19 protein-coding genes are annotated in these 18,240 nt (G+C 40.9%); 5 read left to right on the forward strand and 14 right to left on the reverse strand.

The window, feature by feature from the left end:
* Positions 1-79 precede the first annotated feature (79 nt).
* The 14 genes from nuoF to AC1DQW_RS07625 all read right to left on the reverse strand — a co-directional run bounded on the left by nuoF (position 80) and on the right by AC1DQW_RS07625 (position 12,404).
* Positions 80-1,438, reverse strand: coding sequence for an NADH-quinone oxidoreductase subunit NuoF (nuoF, locus tag AC1DQW_RS07560; protein ID WP_477406449.1), 1,359 nt, complete (start codon positions 1,436-1,438; stop codon positions 80-82).
* A gap of 4 nt (positions 1,439-1,442) precedes the next feature.
* Positions 1,443-1,967: an NADH-quinone oxidoreductase subunit NuoE family protein gene (locus AC1DQW_RS07565; protein WP_477406447.1), complete on the reverse strand. Its 525-nt coding sequence runs from the start codon at positions 1,965-1,967 to the stop codon at positions 1,443-1,445.
* Positions 1,960-3,171, reverse strand: a complete 1,212-nt coding sequence (locus AC1DQW_RS07570) for an NADH-quinone oxidoreductase subunit D (protein WP_477453527.1) — start codon at positions 3,169-3,171, stop codon at positions 1,960-1,962. The genes AC1DQW_RS07565 and AC1DQW_RS07570 overlap by 8 nt, the downstream gene beginning before the upstream one ends.
* A gap of 61 nt (positions 3,172-3,232) precedes the next feature.
* Positions 3,233-3,736 carry an NADH-quinone oxidoreductase subunit C gene (locus AC1DQW_RS07575; protein ID WP_477406443.1) on the reverse strand — a complete coding sequence of 168 codons (504 nt, stop codon included), beginning with the start codon at positions 3,734-3,736 and terminating at the stop codon, positions 3,233-3,235.
* A complete protein-coding gene (locus AC1DQW_RS07580; protein ID WP_295712790.1) occupies positions 3,736-4,278 on the reverse strand; it encodes an NADH-quinone oxidoreductase subunit B in 543 nt (180 codons plus the stop codon). The genes AC1DQW_RS07575 and AC1DQW_RS07580 overlap by 1 nt, the downstream gene beginning before the upstream one ends.
* Before the next feature lie 122 nt (positions 4,279-4,400).
* Entirely contained in the window at positions 4,401-4,772 is a 372-nt protein-coding gene (locus AC1DQW_RS07585) for an NADH-quinone oxidoreductase subunit A (RefSeq protein ID WP_477409264.1), read from the reverse strand.
* A gap of 145 nt (positions 4,773-4,917) precedes the next feature.
* Positions 4,918-6,615, reverse strand: coding sequence for a tetratricopeptide repeat protein (locus AC1DQW_RS07590; protein WP_477453528.1), 1,698 nt, complete (start codon positions 6,613-6,615; stop codon positions 4,918-4,920).
* Positions 6,616-6,624: 9 nt separating this feature from the next.
* Entirely contained in the window at positions 6,625-7,551 is a 927-nt protein-coding gene (locus tag AC1DQW_RS07595) for a PstS family phosphate ABC transporter substrate-binding protein (RefSeq protein ID WP_477453529.1), read from the reverse strand.
* Positions 7,552-7,775: 224 nt separating this feature from the next.
* Positions 7,776-8,606, reverse strand: coding sequence for an energy transducer TonB (locus AC1DQW_RS07600; RefSeq protein WP_477408268.1), 831 nt, complete (start codon positions 8,604-8,606; stop codon positions 7,776-7,778).
* 40 nt (positions 8,607-8,646) lie between these two features.
* Positions 8,647-9,192, reverse strand: coding sequence for an ExbD/TolR family protein (locus tag AC1DQW_RS07605; RefSeq protein ID WP_477408270.1), 546 nt, complete (start codon positions 9,190-9,192; stop codon positions 8,647-8,649).
* 6 nt (positions 9,193-9,198) lie between these two features.
* Positions 9,199-9,828: an ExbD/TolR family protein gene (locus tag AC1DQW_RS07610; protein WP_477453530.1), complete on the reverse strand. Its 630-nt coding sequence runs from the start codon at positions 9,826-9,828 to the stop codon at positions 9,199-9,201.
* Positions 9,829-9,924: 96 nt separating this feature from the next.
* Positions 9,925-10,764: a MotA/TolQ/ExbB proton channel family protein gene (locus tag AC1DQW_RS07615; RefSeq protein ID WP_477408274.1), complete on the reverse strand. Its 840-nt coding sequence runs from the start codon at positions 10,762-10,764 to the stop codon at positions 9,925-9,927.
* Between the two features lie 411 nt (positions 10,765-11,175).
* Positions 11,176-11,511 carry a translation initiation factor gene (locus AC1DQW_RS07620; RefSeq protein WP_477407471.1) on the reverse strand — a complete coding sequence of 112 codons (336 nt, stop codon included), beginning with the start codon at positions 11,509-11,511 and terminating at the stop codon, positions 11,176-11,178.
* Between the two features lie 11 nt (positions 11,512-11,522).
* Positions 11,523-12,404 (reverse strand): diacylglycerol/lipid kinase family protein, encoded by an 882-nt coding sequence (locus AC1DQW_RS07625; protein WP_477453531.1) that lies wholly within the window; start codon positions 12,402-12,404, stop codon positions 11,523-11,525.
* A 224-nt stretch (positions 12,405-12,628) separates the two neighbouring features.
* Here AC1DQW_RS07625 and metK point away from each other — a divergent pair, with 224 nt between their 5' ends.
* The 5 genes from metK to AC1DQW_RS07650 all read left to right on the forward strand — a co-directional run bounded on the left by metK (position 12,629) and on the right by AC1DQW_RS07650 (position 18,188).
* Complete coding sequence (gene metK, locus AC1DQW_RS07630; protein WP_477407467.1) at positions 12,629-13,879, forward strand: methionine adenosyltransferase; 1,251 nt, start codon at positions 12,629-12,631, stop codon at positions 13,877-13,879.
* 721 nt (positions 13,880-14,600) lie between these two features.
* Positions 14,601-15,410, forward strand: a complete 810-nt coding sequence (locus AC1DQW_RS07635; RefSeq protein ID WP_477453532.1) for a hypothetical protein — start codon at positions 14,601-14,603, stop codon at positions 15,408-15,410.
* A complete protein-coding gene (locus AC1DQW_RS07640) occupies positions 15,411-16,346 on the forward strand; it encodes a hypothetical protein (RefSeq protein WP_477453533.1) in 936 nt (311 codons plus the stop codon).
* Positions 16,339-17,223, forward strand: a complete 885-nt coding sequence (locus AC1DQW_RS07645) for a hypothetical protein (RefSeq protein WP_477453534.1) — start codon at positions 16,339-16,341, stop codon at positions 17,221-17,223. Before AC1DQW_RS07640 ends, AC1DQW_RS07645 begins: the two co-directional genes overlap by 8 nt.
* Before the next feature lie 8 nt (positions 17,224-17,231).
* Positions 17,232-18,188: a hypothetical protein gene (locus tag AC1DQW_RS07650; RefSeq protein ID WP_477453535.1), complete on the forward strand. Its 957-nt coding sequence runs from the start codon at positions 17,232-17,234 to the stop codon at positions 18,186-18,188.
* The last annotated feature ends 52 nt before the right edge of the window (positions 18,189-18,240 follow it).

Genomic DNA, 18,240 nt, shown 5'->3' on the forward strand with positions numbered 1-18,240 from the left:
GGAACGAAGCAATCCCCAAGTAGCAGGTTCGCCCTGTATAGTTAGGGATTGCTTCGTTCCTCGCAATGACGCGTGGGTATTATGCTGTCGCTGCAACCGTTAACGGATCCGCGTAGTGAGCAAGGCCAAAATTTCTTGAAACCGCTTCCGCTCCATTAGTTACATGCCATTCAAATTCATCCCTGAAGTGACGGATAGCACTGGCTACAGGCCAGGCTGCTGCATCTCCCAACGGACAGATAGTATTTCCTTCAATTTTTTTAGATACATCAACCAGCAGGTCCATGTCGCTCATTTTGCCATGGCCATATTCTAAACGGTGCAATACCCTTTCCATCCAGCCGGTACCTTCACGGCAGGGCGAACATTGTCCGCAGCTTTCATGGTGATAAAAACGGGCAAAGTTCCAGGTGTTACGCACTATACAAGCATCCTCATCATAAGCGATAAATCCACCCGAGCCTAACATGGTACCGCTTACAAAGCCACCATCACTTAATGATTCATAGCTCATCAGGCGCGGCTCGTTGTTAATGGTTTTTAATATCAGGTTTGCAGGTAAAATTGGCACTGATGAACCTCCTGCAACAACTGCTTTTAAGCGTTTACCGTTAGCAATACCACCGCAATACTCATCGGAGTAAATAAATTCTTCAACCGGTAAACCAAGGTCAATTTCATAAACACCAGGCTTTTTAAGGTTTCCCCCAGCCGAGATCAGCTTGGTACCAGTGCTACGGCCTACGCCTAATTTTGCATATTCGTCGCCCCCTTCGTTGATGATTGGCACAACTGCAGCTATCGATTCTACATTGTTTACCACCGTTGGGCAACCATACAAACCAGCAATAGCCGGGAAAGGTGGCTTTATACGTGGATTACCCCGTTTGCCTTCCAATGATTCCAACAATGCGGTTTCTTCTCCGCAGATGTAAGCACCACCACCTGGTTGTACATATAATTCAAGATCGTAACCCGATCCTAATATGTTTTTACCTAAAAATCCTTTTGCTTTGGCCTCCGCGATGGCTCTTTCCAGGATCCGGATCTGCGGCATCATTTCGCCGCGAACGTAGATGTACGATGTTTTGGCCCCCAGCGCAAAGCTGGCTACAATCATCCCCTCAATTAATAAGTGAGGGATGTAGGTCATCAAATACCTGTCTTTAAAAGTGCCGGGCTCAGATTCGTCGGCGTTGCAAACCAGGTAGCGTTCTACCCCTTCTGGTTTTGCCAAAAAGCTCCACTTCATACCGGTAGGGAAACCCGCACCGCCACGACCGCGCAAGCCCGATTTTTTAACCTCTTCCACAATCGCCTCGGGCGACATGGTTTTTATAGCCTTTTCAACAGAAGCGTACCCACCCTTTGAGCGGTAAACATCAAATGTATTGATGCCTGGTACGTTTATATGTTCAAGTAAAAGTTTGCGTCCCATTGCTTTAATTTTTTGCTTTCGCCCTTAAATCGCTAACCAGTTTATCAACCGAATCGTTAGTTAAGTTCTCGTAAAAAGTATATTCGGGGCCAATTTGTAAAACCGGGCCATAGCCGCAGGCAGCAAGGCATTCTACACCACGCCAGCTAAATAAACCGTCGGGGGTAACTTCGCCTTCTTTTACACCTAAAGTGTTTTCAATATGATCCATTATTTTTTCGGCACCTACCAGGCAGCAACCGCTGGTACGGCAAACCTCTAAAACATATTTGCCGGATGGACGCAGCAGGTACATGGTATAAAATGTAGCTACCTCATACACCTCAATTGGCAAAATATCTAAATACTCGGCCACTTTATCCATTGCCTGCGGACTAACCCATCCAAACTCGGCCTGTACATAGTGCAGTATTGGCAGTAAACCCGATTTTTGTTTTCCTTGCGGATAGCGGCTAACCACGTCATCAAATTTACTGATCAGCTCCGGCGAAAACTCAACCGAAACCTGAGCATCTTCAACTCTAAGCATCTAACTCTCCGGCTATAACGTTTAAACTACTCATATTAATAATCGCATCTGATAATAACATACCGCGGCTCATTGGTGCATACATCTGGTAATTGATAAAGCTGGGCCTGCGGAAATGCAAACGATATGGGCTACGCCCGCCATCATTCACCAAATAAAACCCCAATTCGCCATTGGCGCCTTCAACCGAATGATAAACCTCGGTATTAGGAGTCGGGATCTCGCCCATCACAATTTTAAAGTGATAAATGAGGGCTTCCATGTTATTATAAACTTCTTCTTTCGGCGGCAGGTAAAACTCAGGTACATCAGCATGAAAAATATCTGATGGTTCTTTTTCCAGTTTTACAAGCGCCTGCTCAATAATGCGCAAACTCTGCCACATCTCTTCATTACGCACCAAAAAACGACTGTAAACATCGCCATTGGTGCCAACTGGTACCTCAAATTCAAAATCTTCGTATGATGAATAAGGGTTCATGGCCCTTACGTCATAATCAACACCGGCTGCACGCAATATCGGGCCTGTCCAGCTATAGTTTAAAGCATCCTCGGCGGTAACAGCGGCCACATCTTTTGTCCTGTCAACAAAAATACGGTTACGGTTAAACAGCGATTCAAATTCTTTAAGCGTTTTAGGGAAATCAATTAAAAACTTACGCAGCTTGGCAAAGGCTATAGTGTTGAAATTACGTTCAAAGCCACCTATACGGCCAATATTTGTAGTAAGGCGGCTTCCGCAAACCTCCTCATAAATTTCATAAATAGCTTCACGGAATTCCATCATATAAAGGAAACCGGTAAAAGCACCTGTATCAACACCCAATACCCCATTACATACAATATGGTCGGATATACGGGCCAGTTCCATCACTATCACACGCAGGTAATCAACACGTTTTGGTGTAGTTATGCCTAATAGCTTTTCAACTGTCATGTGCCAGCCCATGTTATTAATAGGCGATGAGCAGTAGTTTAAACGATCGGTAAGTGGAGTGATCTGGTAAAACGGACGGTGTTCGGCAATTTTTTCAAACGCGCGGTGAATATAGCCTATGGTTGATACGCCGCTCACAATTCTTTCGCCATCTAACTGCAGCACATTTTGGAACACACCATGGGTTGCAGGGTGAGTTGGGCCGAGGTTTAAGGTTGAAAGCTCGTTTTGCGGATCGTTATCTGTATATACAGGATGGTTTTGCATCAGTATAAATTATTTTCTTTTAATGGTGATGCCGTAAAGGTTTCCCCAATACGGCATAATATTATCTTCCGAAAAAGTAATCCTTTTTATCAACACGGTTCGGGTCTTCCAGCGGAAATTCCTTGCGCATCGGGAAAGCCGTCATATCGTCAACATTTAAAATGCGGCGGAGATCGGGGTGACCGTCAAATATAACTCCGAAGAAATCATATGTTTCACGTTCCATCCAGTTGGCGCCTTCCCATAGCACAGTTGCAGTAGGGATATGTACATCGCCATCAACCAAAAACACCTTTATCCTGATACGGGTATTGGTAGTAAGGCTATGCAAATGGTAAATAACTCCTATTTGCTTTTCCTGTTCAGGATAATGTATAGCGGTAATATCTGTTAAAAATATAAAGCGAAGTGCGGCATCGGTCTTTAAAAAGGTCAACAGATCAATGATCTGCCCTCGGCCGGTTTCTACGGTAAGTAAACCGTAGGGTTCGCCTACCAATGTTACTTGCTCGCCGAATTTTTCACCGATTCTTTTTAAAAGCTCTTCGTTGGGTATCGTAGCCATTATTGGATTCCGTATTTTGCTAATAACTCCTGGTACTTGGGCTCATTTCTTCTGCGAAGCGATTCTGTTTGTACCAGCTTTTGAATGTTGATAAAGCCATCGATAATAGCTTCGGGGCGGGGCGGGCAACCGGGTACGTAAACATCCACCGGTATTACTTCATCTATACCCTGCAATACAGAGTAAGTATCAAATATACCACCGCTTGATGCACAGGCGCCCACAGCCATAACCCAGCGAGGCTCGGCCATTTGCAGATAAACCTGGCGCAATACCGGGGCCATCTTTTTGGCAATAGTACCCATAACCATCAAAAGATCGGCCTGACGAGGGGAAAAGCTTAAACGCTCGGCGCCAAAACGCGAAAGATCATAATGAGAAGCCATAGTGGCCATAAATTCAATACCACAACATGAAGTAGCAAATGGCAGGGGCCATAATGAATTTGAGCGGGCTATACCTATTACTTTATCAAGCGAGGTAGCAAAAAAACCGGCGCCTTCTACACCTGCAGGGGCATCAACTATTTGAATATCACTCATTGAACAATTTTAATAGAAAATCACTGCCTGATCAATACAGGTAATGAAATGCAAATTTACAATAATAAGATGTAAAAGGTACACTATGCGTTTGCGAAGACCATATTTAGAATCAGTCTAATTTAGTCCCAATCTAAAGCACCTTTTTTAATAACGTAGATAAAACCTAATAAAAGCGTAGCCATGAATATAAACATTTCTATCATGCCCTTTTCGCCCATTGCTTTGAAATTTACTGCCCAGGGATACATAAATATTACCTCTACATCAAACAATACAAATAGTATTGCTACCAGGAAATATTTGATGGATATAGGTGAACGGGCATTCCCAACAACCTCTATTCCTGATTCAAAGGGGGTAAGTTTATCTTTGGTAGCGCGTTTGGGGCCTATTTTATGTGTTACAAACATAGTAGTTACCACAAACCCTAAAGCCACCAGCATTTGAAATATGATGGGCAAATAATTAACCGGTAAACTTTGTACTTCCATGCTGCAAATATACTAATGGAACAATAATAAAAAAGCCTCTTTTTAGAAGAGGCTTTCTTTTATTTTAAGAGGCAAAGTTTAAAAATCAAGAGTTAGACAAAAACGCTAAGCTGCTTTTTCGCAACTCCTGATTCTATTCTACAAATTATTTGCTTTTACCGGGTCCGCCGGCTTTACGCGCAAAGAATGCCACTACTTGTTTATTAGTAGGGTCATTATCCCTTGCCTTTGTATAATTGTCAGTAGCCTTGGCTAAATCCTTTTCTTTAAATTCGGCATAAGTACCTAAATAAACATAGGCTTCTGCAAGGTTCTTCTTAGTTTTATCATCGGGTGAACCTTTAGCGTTTACCAACTCGATATATTTTTCATAAAACGGCTTAGCGTAACCTACAATATTATTACGGTCTTTATCTTTTAACTCGTTAACACGTGCACGATAAACATAAGCATCTGAAGTAGTCGGAGCTTTTTGAGTAACATAACTAAATGCAGAATCGGCTTTAGCAATTACAGAATCGGCACCAGGTTTCTTTTCGTCATATCCGTAGTAGTAGCTGATACCTTCGTAAAAATAGTCGGTAAGTTTTACACTGCGGCCACCTTTTTGCGTAACCAATTTGTATGCATCACCAGCCTGAAGATATTTTTTACCGCGAAACAATGATTTGGCAATTTCGCCATACACATCGGTCTGCGTAGAATCCAAAGCAAGCGTTTTCCTTAAAGTATTGATACCAACAGAATCCTGACCAGATGCCATTTGCAAACGGCCAAGGTATAAGTAATCACGTGGTACTATTCTTTTTGGATCAGCTTTGCTCAACCAGGTATTCATAGCGGTTAATCCGGCAGGGTAATCCTTATTTTCTAAAGCTGCGTAGGCTAAATAACGGTATGCCCTTAAATTTGATTTCGAAGACTTTGACAGATCGGCAGCAACAGCTTGCAGCTCCTGGAATTGGCCCGCACTGATTAAAAAGTCGGCATAACGCATTTGTGATTCAACCGAAAGATCTGTTAAGCTCAGGTATTTTTTGTATTCCTCAACGGCTTGTTTAATTTTAGCAGATGCCATTTTAGGATCGGCGTTTGCCCAACGGTTATCTGTTTCGGCCCATTCACGGTAAGCGGGACCGTAGTTAGGGTCGATGGCTAAAGCTTCCTGGAATTGTTTTTCTGAATCCTCAAAGTTGTTTGCATATCTCCACAAAACGCCGGTTGCAACTTTAGCACCCGGATTTTTGGGATCAGCTGTATTTGCATCAGAATAAGCCTGGTAAGCTTCGTTACTTTTTATTTGTGAAGCATAAGCATCTCCTAAGGTGATCAACAACTCAACATCTTTGGGGTTAATTGCTTTACCTTTTGATAAAACGGCAATTGCTGCGCTGGCATCGTCAACTGATATTTTACCATCTGATGTGGTAGGTAACAAATATGCCTTCCCTACATATACATAAGGCTTGCTATTTTTACCTGCAAGCGACACAGCCTGGTTAAAGCTGGTGGTTGCACCTGCTTTATCTTTATCCAAGCGGGCAACGGCACCTAAACCGGCATAGTTTAAACCCGATTTTGGATTTACAGCAATACCTTTATTAAAAGCTGTTTTGGCCGAATCGGTATAATCCTGTTTAAGATATACCCAACCCAGGTAAAAGAAATTTTCGTCCTTATCGGCCTGTGTAACCGTAAGGTTTTTTAGCATCGATTTGGCTTTTTGATATTGTTCGGCGTCAATAGCTTTTTTGGCGTCGGCTAGACTTTGCGCAAAAACTGATGATGAACCTATAAATACCAGTCCTAATGTTGCCTTAGCTATTTTACTGATCATTTTCATCTTATTTAGTTATAATTTACTTTTTAAATTTATCTCTCTTGGCGGTATCGAATCTGGCAATAAACCTGATTTTAATATTATCCGCTGCCCCACATCGCTGGCTAAAAATGTCGCAAACCCGGTAGCTAAACCAGCCTTGCTCGATGTATTAACCAGGTATAATCCCCTACTTAAAGGGTACTGTTTTAAGACGAGTGATTCCTGCGAAGGTTTAAAGTAGTAATTAGCATACTTCTTATTGGCCTCATCCTTAACTCCTACAATCTTAACCTTAGCCACGTAAGACACCATATCCTTATCGGGATCATTAAGCCAGCTAAAACCTGTGATACCGAAAGCATCGGGGTGCTCGCTAACGTATTTAATAACTTCCTTATTTGATTTTAGTGCGTAAATATTTTTCTGATTAAATTCCTTATTACCAGAAAAGTACTTCAAATACCTTACCAAACTCGAGTTAGGGTTATCAAAAACAATTGTTTTGTTTGGGTCCCCTTCCCCGTTAAGCATCTTTTTTAATACAGCAACAGTGATAGTAGTATCAACAGAAGCCTGATTTACGATCAATGTAACTGCATCAGTAGCAAAACGCAGTACGTCAACACTTAACGAACGTTTTATTATTATATTACGTTCTGTGGTATCCAAATCACGTGATAGTACTGCCATTCTCACACTATCATTTAACAGCATATTTACAGCCTGATTTTCTGTTTTGTATAAAAAAGTAGGCTGTGCAGCCGGGTACCTGCTTTTATAAATATACTCCTCCTGACTTACTATTGGTGCAAAAGATTCATCGGCAACAAATGTTCCTTTACCCGAGTTGAACGTATCATCGGAAAAGGGTTTTGAAGCTTTTTGTTTACAGGCCTGTAAGCTTATCGCTACAATTAATACTAAAAAAACACATCTAACATCAAAACTAATCTTCATACTGATCTTTTTTGAACAATCTGGAGAAACGCAGCATCGCGTATCCGATAATAAAAGCCCCAAAAAGTATCCGCTGATAAGACTGTAACTGTAGCGGGAGTCGGTCCCAAAACATGATCATTAAGCCTAAAATTATAAAACAGATAAATGCAGCAGTTCCTAAAATAAGCAAAAACCGCCTTTTGGGCGATTTTTGACCTTTATTGAAATTAAATGACATTATCTTAGTTATCACCAGCTAAAGTAAAGCTTACCGGTACACTATATTGTACACGAACCGGTCGGCCGTTTTGAATACCTGGTTTCCATTTTGGTGAACCTTTCAATGCCCTAACTGCTTCGGCATCGGTACCCGGACTAAGGCTTCTTGATACCTTAATATCAGTTAATGATCCGTCACGTTCCACTACGAAAGTAAGGATTACCCGTCCTTGTGTTCCATTCTCACGGTCAACTGCAGGGTACCTGATGGTTTTGCTCAAATAAGCACCAAATTTTTCAACGCCACCCGGAAACTCCGGTAAATTTTCAACTGATGCAAAGATCTTATTAGGATCTTCTTCAACAACCTGTTTAATATCTGAGTTACCTACCGGCTCATCAATTCTGATATCAGCATTAGGATCACCTTTTTGATCTTTCTGACCTGGATCGGCTACTGCAAGTTCCTTAACCGTTGGCGGATCTTTTTCCTTAACCTCATTATCTGGTTTCACAACCGGAGGAGGAAAACGAACCTGGTCAACCTTTGGCTTTGGTGGTTCTGGTGGCGGTGGAGGTGGTTTTTTAGTTTGATCCACCGGTGGTGGTGGTAACAGCACTACGTCTGTTATCTTTACTTTTTCATCAGCTTTGGGGATAAGTCCCTTGATCTTATTGATAATAGTAGGCAAAGAAATAATAAACACAAACACCACAATAGCTATTATAAGAGCTCTTGATGTATTTTTTGCGTTATCTCTTCTTAGTTCATAAGCCCCGTAAGCCTTATTCCTGTTACTAAAAACAACGTCGATCCATTTCTGATCCAATATGTCTAATTTTGATCCAAACATTTGTTAGGCTTTAATGGAAATTAATAACGTTTTAATATTCTTATTTATTGTCGTTGTATAAACCGTCTTTCTTCAACAACTCAATTTCTATAGGAGAGATGTCAACTATACCATAGCTTTGTATATTGGCTATGTTGATCTCATCAAGCACACTTACCATGTTCTTGTACTTTGATTTATCGCTTGGTTTAATCACAACAAACATAAACTTTCCGGTTTTTTCCTGTACTTCTTTACTTTTTTCAATTAAAGTTTTACGCAAACCATCTTTACCATAGTTATCAACTGTTGGTGCCGATTTACCCGGTTCGCCCAGGTACCACTCCAGCTTATCGTCACTACCTAATAAAAGGGTTAATGAACGGGAAGCAGCAATAGGTAACTGATCTTTAGTTTTTTCATCCTTATCAGGCATTGCAAGGTCCATCGCTTTAGGCTTGGCCAATGTTGTTGTCATGATAAAGAAGGTGATCAATAAGAAAGCAAGGTCAACCATCGCGGTTAAGTCAATACGGGTAGATTGCTTTTTACTTCTAACCTTCCCGCCTTTATGTTTCCCTCCCCCGGAGGTATCTAATTCTGCCATGATCTTTTATTTTTTAGGAGCGCCGCCTGTGCCATCGCCACTAATATTTGTTATTAAACTAAATTTGTTGACTTTTTGCTTTTGCAAAATAGTTATAACATCCTTAATCACCGGGTACTCTTCCTTACTATCACCTTTAATAGCTACACGTAACTGCGTATTGTGAAGCGCCACAGTAGCTTTTCGGGCCTCGCGAATCCAGTTGAACAGCTCATTACTTACAGAATCCCTTGGGATACCCGGTTGTTTAAGTTTCTTTTGCTCATCCGCCGACATAGCTATAAACTGGTGCAGCTGGTTCATAGGAACGCCAAACGCAGTGATAGTTGAAAACCGTGTCAGTTCTTCAGGAGTAAACGTGGTTTTATAAATTTCGCCCATCTGGGTTAAGGTTTGTTTGCGGATGTCAATCCCCTCAACTCCGAAAAATGCCTTTTGCTCCCCTACAGTTATAGTACCAAAATCAGATTCAGGTATAGGCTGTTGAATTGAAGACTTCGGCATATCGATCGGAACGGGATCTTCTGTCCTTACCTTCGCGGTCATTATAAAGAAAGTAAGCAACAGGAACGCCACATCGCACATTGCGGTCATGTCAATTGCTGTACTCTTTCTTGGAACTTTTATCCTTGCCATATTAAAATTTTTAAATATATAGTGTTATAATGTATTAATTATTCCGGCCAAGTATTAAATATTGAAAAGCCGGAAAACCTAAGCACTAATATATTCTTATCTGTTGGCGTTCTTGTGGGATGAAGCAAATGTTTGAACAATGCTAAATCCTGTTTCGTCAATAGCGTAGGTCAGTTTATCAATTTTTGATGTAAATACGTTGTACATTACAATTGAAATAGCTGAAGTTAAGATACCAAATGCAGTGTTGATCAAAGCTTCAGAAATGTGTGAAGACAACTCAACCTGGTTTGGCACACCTGATACCGCTAATGAAGAGAACGCTTTGATCATACCCACAACAGTACCTAACAGACCGGTTAATGTACCGATAGATACCAATGTAGCGATGATAGTTAAGTTTTGCTCCAACATAGGCATTTCTAAAGCAGTTGCTTCTTCAATATCTTTTTGGATAGCCAAAGTTTTTTGATCAACATCAAGATTTGGCTCTGCTTCCATTTCGCCATATTTTTTCAATGCCGATTTAATAACATTTGCTACTGAACCTTTTTGTTTATCGCATTCAGATGATGCTCCGGCGATATTACCTGCATTCAATAACGCTTGTACTTTTCTAACAAAAGTATCTACACTTCCTGTACCAGAAGCTTTTCCGATAACTACAAAACGCTCAATAGAGAAAACGATCACCATTAATAAAAACGACATGATCACTGGTACAATTACCCCGCCGCTATGAACAGTTCCAAAGATATCTGATGGGTAACCATGTACATCACCGCCTTTAAAGTGACTTGGGTCGCCAAGAATAAATACAAAAATAGAAGTTGAAACAATCAAACAGATTGGAATGGTTAAAGAAGCAAACATGCCCGATGCACTTGAGCTTTCTTTCTTAACAGGAGTAGTTGGTTTTGTTGGTGCGTTTGCCATTACTTTTAATTTTTAGTTTTTAGTTTTTGTTTATATTATAAGTTAGTTAAATGTGCTCTAAAATGGGAATAACAAAAATAGAATTTTATTGAAATAAAAAAATCATTTATATTATTCTTTACAATTTTTTAATACCAAATTACATTTTGTGTGCAATTGGATATAAATAACGTAATAATGTCCTGTTATTGTGTGTTGCCACTACAATTATTTGCAATGAAAACCATTTTTTTTAATATTATCAAGCAATAGTGATAAAATTTATGCTACTATTTCGTTACACTTCTATTTAGGCCGGCATTTATTATCTCTGTAATGCAAAACATCCGCAGCATGTCTGAAATGTTTTAGTGTACAAAATACGCTATTACTTAACTTAATATTCTGTTTATGAGTACCTTAAAATCAAGGTTATCCTCCGGCTTTTTTTGCTTTGTAGCCATCCGTTTGCAGCAGGGTTAATATTTTATCCCTGAAGTCGCCCTGGATCAATATTTCGCCCTCCTTTACCGAACCGCCTACTCCGCATTTTGTTTTTAGCTTTTTGCCAATAGCCTCCAGGTCGGTGTTGGCGCCTACAAAACCTGTTATACGGGTAACAAGTTTACTACCTCCCTTACGATCAAGGTATATTTTAAAGTTTTGTTGTTGAGGCGGCAAAGTTCGGGCATCATCCCGGCCGTTTTCCTGGTATTCAAAATCCGGATCGGTTGAATAAACTACACCGGTAATATTCTTCTTAGCCATAGTTATCAAATTTAAAACCCCGGACCAACAATTACTTTTAATGAACCCGGTATTATATTAATATGTATATGGGTATCCATTACCTGCGGCTCGCCATCGAGGTGAATAGGACCTGCACTTTGCCTGGTAATTTTAATGTCCTTTCCCCTTATAATTTCAATGTACCCAGAGGATTCAATTGTTTTAAGCATGAGGCGTACGCCAATCTCGGGCAGGCGCCATATCGGAAATTTACGAATAATACATACATCCAGCAAACCATCCTTCACCGATGCCTTTGGCGAAATATGCACATCATTGCCCCATTGCGATGAATTAGCAATACTTATTATGAATGCTTCGCGCTCGTACACATTTCCGTCAATTTCAATCTGGTACTGCTGAGACTTGTAAGCTACAATCTCCTGCATACTTGATTTGATGTAAGTTAAAAAACCCCGCTTTTTACCATGTGAAAATACTTCTGCGATATGGGCGTCAAAACCCATACCTGCCATATTAAAAAAAGGCAGCCCATTCATTTGCCCCGAATCAATAGTTTCAACCTTATAAGCGCTTAATGTTTTTATAGATTCGGCAGTATTCATCGGAATTCCTAAAAAACGCGCCAATCCGTTGCCAGAGCCAAAAGGAACTACCCCCAGGGCTGTGCTACTGCCTACTATAGCCGATGAGATTTCGTTCACCGTACCATCGCCGCCAACGGCTACTACCACATCAAACTTATTTGCGGCCTCGCCTGCTATTATACGGGCATGCGATACGCCATCACTATAAACAATGCTGGCATCAAACATATTCTTATCAAGGTTCTGGTCTATCAGCTCTGGCACACCATCCTTCTTCTTCCCCCCCGATATAGGGTTTATTATAAATAACGCTTTACGTTTCAACTATCTGTATTAAATAATAAAGTATCAAAAGTAAATGTATTTTCGGCTTTGTAAAATTTGTTTTATTTTTGCCACCCGAAAGTGGACTGATTTAATTGCCTTTATTTAAAAGGCACCGGATTGCAACCACGTAAAAAAGTGCTAAAACCAATGCTTCTTTTTACTACGATGCCCTTAAATCTCCTCCCTACTGTTTTACTTTAGTAATTGTATAAAAAATTTATATGTCATATTTATTTACTTCCGAATCCGTATCAGAAGGACACCCGGATAAAGTTGCCGATCAGATCTCAGACGCGCTGATAGATCATTTTTTAGCATTCGACCCCAATTCAAAAGTTGCCTGCGAAACGTTGGTAACCACCGGGCAGGTATTTTTAGCCGGTGAAGTGAAATCAAAAGCTTATTTAGATGTACAAAAAATAGCCCGCGAGGTGATCAACAAAATTGGTTACACCAAAGGCGAATACATGTTTGATGGCAGCTCATGCGGTGTGCTATCGGCCATTCATGAGCAATCGCCGGATATTAACCAGGGCGTTGAGCGCAAAGCTCCTGAAGAGCAGGGCGCCGGCGATCAGGGTATGATGTTTGGCTATGCTACTGCCGAAACTGAAAACTATATGCCGCTGGCATTAGATATCGCCCATGCCTTATTAATTGAGCTGGCTGCTATCCGCCGCGAAAATAGCGAGATCAAATATCTTCGCCCCGATGCAAAATCGCAGGTTACATTAGAGTATAGCGATGATAATAAGCCACAACGTATAGACGCTATCGTTATCTCTACCCAGCATGACGATTTCGATGAAGAGAAGGCCATGCTGACCAAAATCAGCGCTGATATTATCAGCATCCTTATTCCACGGGTAAAAGCCAAATACCCAACGTACGCCCACTTTTTTAACGACCAGATAAAATACCACATTAACCCAACCGGCAAATTTGTTATCGGCGGGCCACATGGCGATACGGGCTTAACCGGACGTAAAATTATTGTAGATACCTATGGTGGAAAAGGTGCGCATGGCGGTGGCGCATTTTCTGGTAAAGACCCTTCAAAGGTTGATCGTTCTGCTGCTTATGCAACCCGACATATTGCCAAAAACCTGGTGGCCGCCGGCGTTTGCGACGAAGTTTTGGTACAGGTATCATACGCTATCGGCGTAGCCCAGCCAATGGGTATTTACGTAAACACCTATGGCACAGCCAAAGTTGAATTACATGATGGCGAGATTGCCCAAAAAGTAGAGGCCGTTTTTAACATGACGCCGTATGCCATTGAAACCCGCTTTAAACTACGCAACCCCATTTACAGCGAAACTGCGGCATACGGTCACTTTGGTAAACCAAGCGAAATTGTAACCAAAACCTTTATAGCCCATGACGGCAGCGAGCTTAAACGCGAAGTAGAACTGTTTACCTGGGAGAAACTGGACTATGTAGATAAGGTAAAAGCAGCCTTCGGGTTGTAGGCTGTACTAATATATTTATTGCACAATAGCGACTGGTAAAAATCAGTCGCTATTTTTGTTTTGGGGGGAGGATTGGGATGAAGAATAAATGGACAAAAGCCCGGACTTCATTTTAGGCGAGAAATATTTAGTTACAGATAACATTTGTACAATAAATAACGAGAAAAGTTAACAATTAACGATAAATATTGAACCGGCATATCATTCACTCAACCCTACCCTAAAGTTACCCTGCGGACCACCTCACACCTCCCCTTCCTTACCCCTGCCATCCTGCTTTATACCTTACCTGGTACCCCGGCGGCGTACTGACAAAACAGTGTCACCATATGTTTGACAGGGGCTGCGTAACTTTGTATGTATCCCGGTTACGGGGAAGCCTATCACGAAGTTTTGAATTAAACATATCACCTAAATTTTTAAAGAAAAAAATGTTAAAGGCACATTTTATATTAAATAAAATATATTATTTTTATCATCAAATAAAACAATAGTATAATTAGAAATACCTTTTTACCTAAAACCTATTTTACCACCTTAACCCTATCACAATAACATGAAACCATCTCATCAGTACTCTTAATATAAAACCCACTCAATTCCCGATTTTAACTTATTCAGCATAGCCGTAAAGCGGCTGTTATGCCTGTTATGTTAATTTTTTTGAGCGGAACAAAGGCCACTAACATTTTTTATATCCCCAAACAAACTATTACCCACCATGAAAAAATTATCCTTAACACTTATTATTCTTTTATCAGTTTCGCAATTCTTACATGCGCAATGGACCAATGGCACAAATATTAATAACACCAATACAGGTAACGTTGGTATTGGCACCACAGCGCCGCCTAATGCACTGCTTGAAGTTAACGGTATAACTATAATGGCTGGAAATAATTCCAATCTCGACATTAATATTCCAAACCGCAGTTTAAGCTTTCTTCAAAATTCAGGGAAGATGCTTGTTGGCTGGAACAGAACTCAGGGTGCCGGAGAAATTGATTTTATTGCTAATCAGGGGGGAGGATCTCCCGGAGGGTTTGCTTTCTATAATCATGATAATAGCAACAACGAGAAACAATTGATGTGGCTGACCGGAGATGGAAGACTGATGATTGGCCTAACCACGGGCAATACCGGCAACAACAAATTAGCCGTGGGCGGCGGCGTGATTGCAGAATCGGTAACTGTTAAGCTACAGGCCACCTGGCCCGATTACGTTTTCAAAAAAGATTACCAACTCCCCTCCTTAACCGATGTAAAAACCTACATCGACCAAAACCAGCATTTACCGGATATGCCATCCGAGGCGGAGGTTGCCAAAAATGGGCTGAACCTGGGCGAAATGAATAAGCTGCTGGTTAAAAAGGTGGAAGAGCTGACTTTGTATTTGATTGAAAAGGACAAAGAAAAAAAAGAACAGGAAGCTATCAATCAAAAAAACACCCAACAAATAGATGAGCTTAAAAATCAGCTCGAATCAATAACAAAGCTCTTAATCAAAAGCTCAACCTCAAATCTTAAATAAATGAAATCATTTTCTCTTTTAATATCAGCGCTACTATTTTCAGCCTTTTCTTCCTATGCGCAAAATATATTTCCACCCAGTGGAAATGCAGGTATTGGAACAAGTACCCCAACAAGTGGCTTAACTGTACAAACCGAAGGATCAAATGTTACTGATGGCGCTCTGTTTTTAGTAAATGGCAATAATACTGGTTTTGGCGGTTTTGCAACAATAGCAGGAATAAAAACTGCGGCCGGGGATGGTGGACAATATAATTTTCTAAAACTTCAAAACGCCGGTGGAACCAAATTTTTGATTAATGGATCTGGCAACGTAGGTATTGGTACAGCAAGCCCTGTTTCTAAATTACATACACAGGTATCCAATAATGGCTTGAACATCATCGGCGGCTTTCAAAATCTGGACGGAACCCAAACCGGCGGTAATGCTGTGGGCATAGGCTTTCTTAACGAAGCCCAGGGGAGCTGGTGGAAAGCGGCTATCGTTCACGAACGCACAGGCGCCTATGGAACAGGGAGCTTAAAATTTTTAGTTAATAATTCGGTAGATAATTCAACGGTTACTTTAAGTGATGTTAAAATGACCATCCTTTCATCCGGTTTTGTTGGCATAGGTACTGCCACTCCTCGTGAGGCGCTATCTGTAAACGGCAATATCCGTTCCAAACAAATAAAAGTAGAAATCGTCAACTGGCCCGATTACGTTTTCAAAAAAGATTACCAACTCCCCTCCTTAACCGATGTAAAAACCTACATCGACCAAAACCAGCATTTACCGGATATGCCATCTGAAGCGGAGGTTGCCAAAGATGGATTGAATTTGGGCGAGATGAACAAGCTGCTGGTTAAAAAGGTGGAGGAGCTGACTTTGTATCTGATTGAACAAAATAAACGAATTGAAAAGCTTGAATCACAAATAAATAAAAGTCATGAATAGTAAGTCAAATTTATTTAAATCAGCTTTACTGCTGATCATATTAACAACATTGTCCGGGTTAGCGCACGCGCAATATTCTTATGAATATGTTGGAGGGGCAGCGCGTGTTTCATTGTTAGCAGGTAGTTTACCACCAGATAATGATGGTAACTGCGCCAAACTCCAGATTGATGTTCTTGGTGGTGGATGGGGTTCAAATAATACAGGTGTAGCCACTTATTATGTAGGTAACCGGGGCGGCCTGATTATTCACCAGGTAACTAATGGCAATGCTACAAGTTGTTTTACAATAAAAGCTTACGCCAACCCAAATGGTAATACCGATATATACATAGTTATTACGCAGGATTGGCAAGCTTTCTCTGTTAAATCCTGCAAATTAGGTAACGGGGGGCAATCACAATTACAGACTATTGTAGTACAAACCCCGGTTGGGACAGATATAACTCCCGCTATATTGCCAGTATTGATTACCGATGCCAATGGAAACATCGCTCTTAATACTTATGATTCCAAAGGCTACAAATTTGCGGTAAACGGCAACGCCATAGCTACTTCCATGACCGTTAAGCTACAGGCCACCTGGCCCGATTACGTTTTCAAAAAAGATTACCAACTCCCATCCCTCACCGATGTAAAAACCTACATCGATCAAAACCAGCATTTACCGGATATGCCATCTGAAGCTGAGGTTGCCAAAGATGGGCTAAACCTGGGCGAAATGAATAAACTGCTGGTTAAAAAGGTGGAGGAACTGACTTTGTATTTGATTGAGAAGGATCAGAAAGACAAGGAAAAAGATGAGCTTTTGATCTCTTTGCAAAAGCAGATTAACGAATTAAAAAAACCAGGTAAAAAATTTAAAGAAACAAATTAAAAAGATAGATGAAAAAAGTTTTACTGTTGATGCTGGCTGGTTTAGCCAGTATACATTTTGCTGATGCGCAAACCAAAAACGTTACGGTTGATGCTAACGATGCATTAAATAATAATACCAAAATAGTTGCTCAAACATCACTTGGGCAAATATTTTTTACAGGACATCAATTAGGATCCACCTACTCATATCCGGCAGCTGGAATTTTCAGAGCCTGGACAGATCAACCCATTGGATCGGCAAACTATTACTATGATGGTATAACAAATGGGACTCTTAACTTTAGTGTGAGGGCCGATGGACAGGGTTATTTTGCCGGAAGAGTAGGTGTAGGAACCTCATCTCCAAATGTAGCCCTGGATATTAATGGATCGCTGTGCGGAGGAAATACTAACCTGGACGGCTTCAACACAAATTTTTTAGCAAACTCATCTAAAGTTTTAATTGGATGGAACAGAACAGCAGGAGCAGGAGAAACCGATCTTATTGCTAATCAGGGCTTAGGATCTGTGGGAGGATTTGCATTCTATAATCATGATAATAGCAACAACGAGAAACAATTGATGTGGCTAACCGGAGATGGACGACTGATGATTGGCCTAACCACCGGCAATACAGGCAACAATAAATTAGCTGTGGGCGGCGGTGTGATTGCAGAATCAGTAACTGTTAAGCTACAGGCCACCTGGCCCGATTACGTTTTCAAAAAAGATTACCAACTCCCATCCCTCACCGATGTAAAAACCTACATCGATCAAAACCAACACTTGCCGGATATGCCATCTGAAGCGGAGGTTGCCAAAGATGGGTTGAACCTTGGCGAAATGAATAAGCTGCTGGTTAAAAAGGTAGAGGAACTGACTTTGTATTTGATTGAGAAGGATAAAAAGGAAAAGGAACAGGAACAGAGATTAACCGAGCAGGAGGTCAGGATAAAAAAACTGGAACAAGCCCAGGGCCATTAAATCAGCCTTTTATCAATACAGTTATAAATTAAAGAAAGTACAGCCTTAATCA

It is taken from the genome of Mucilaginibacter sp. P5_A4, from assembly GCF_056400605.1.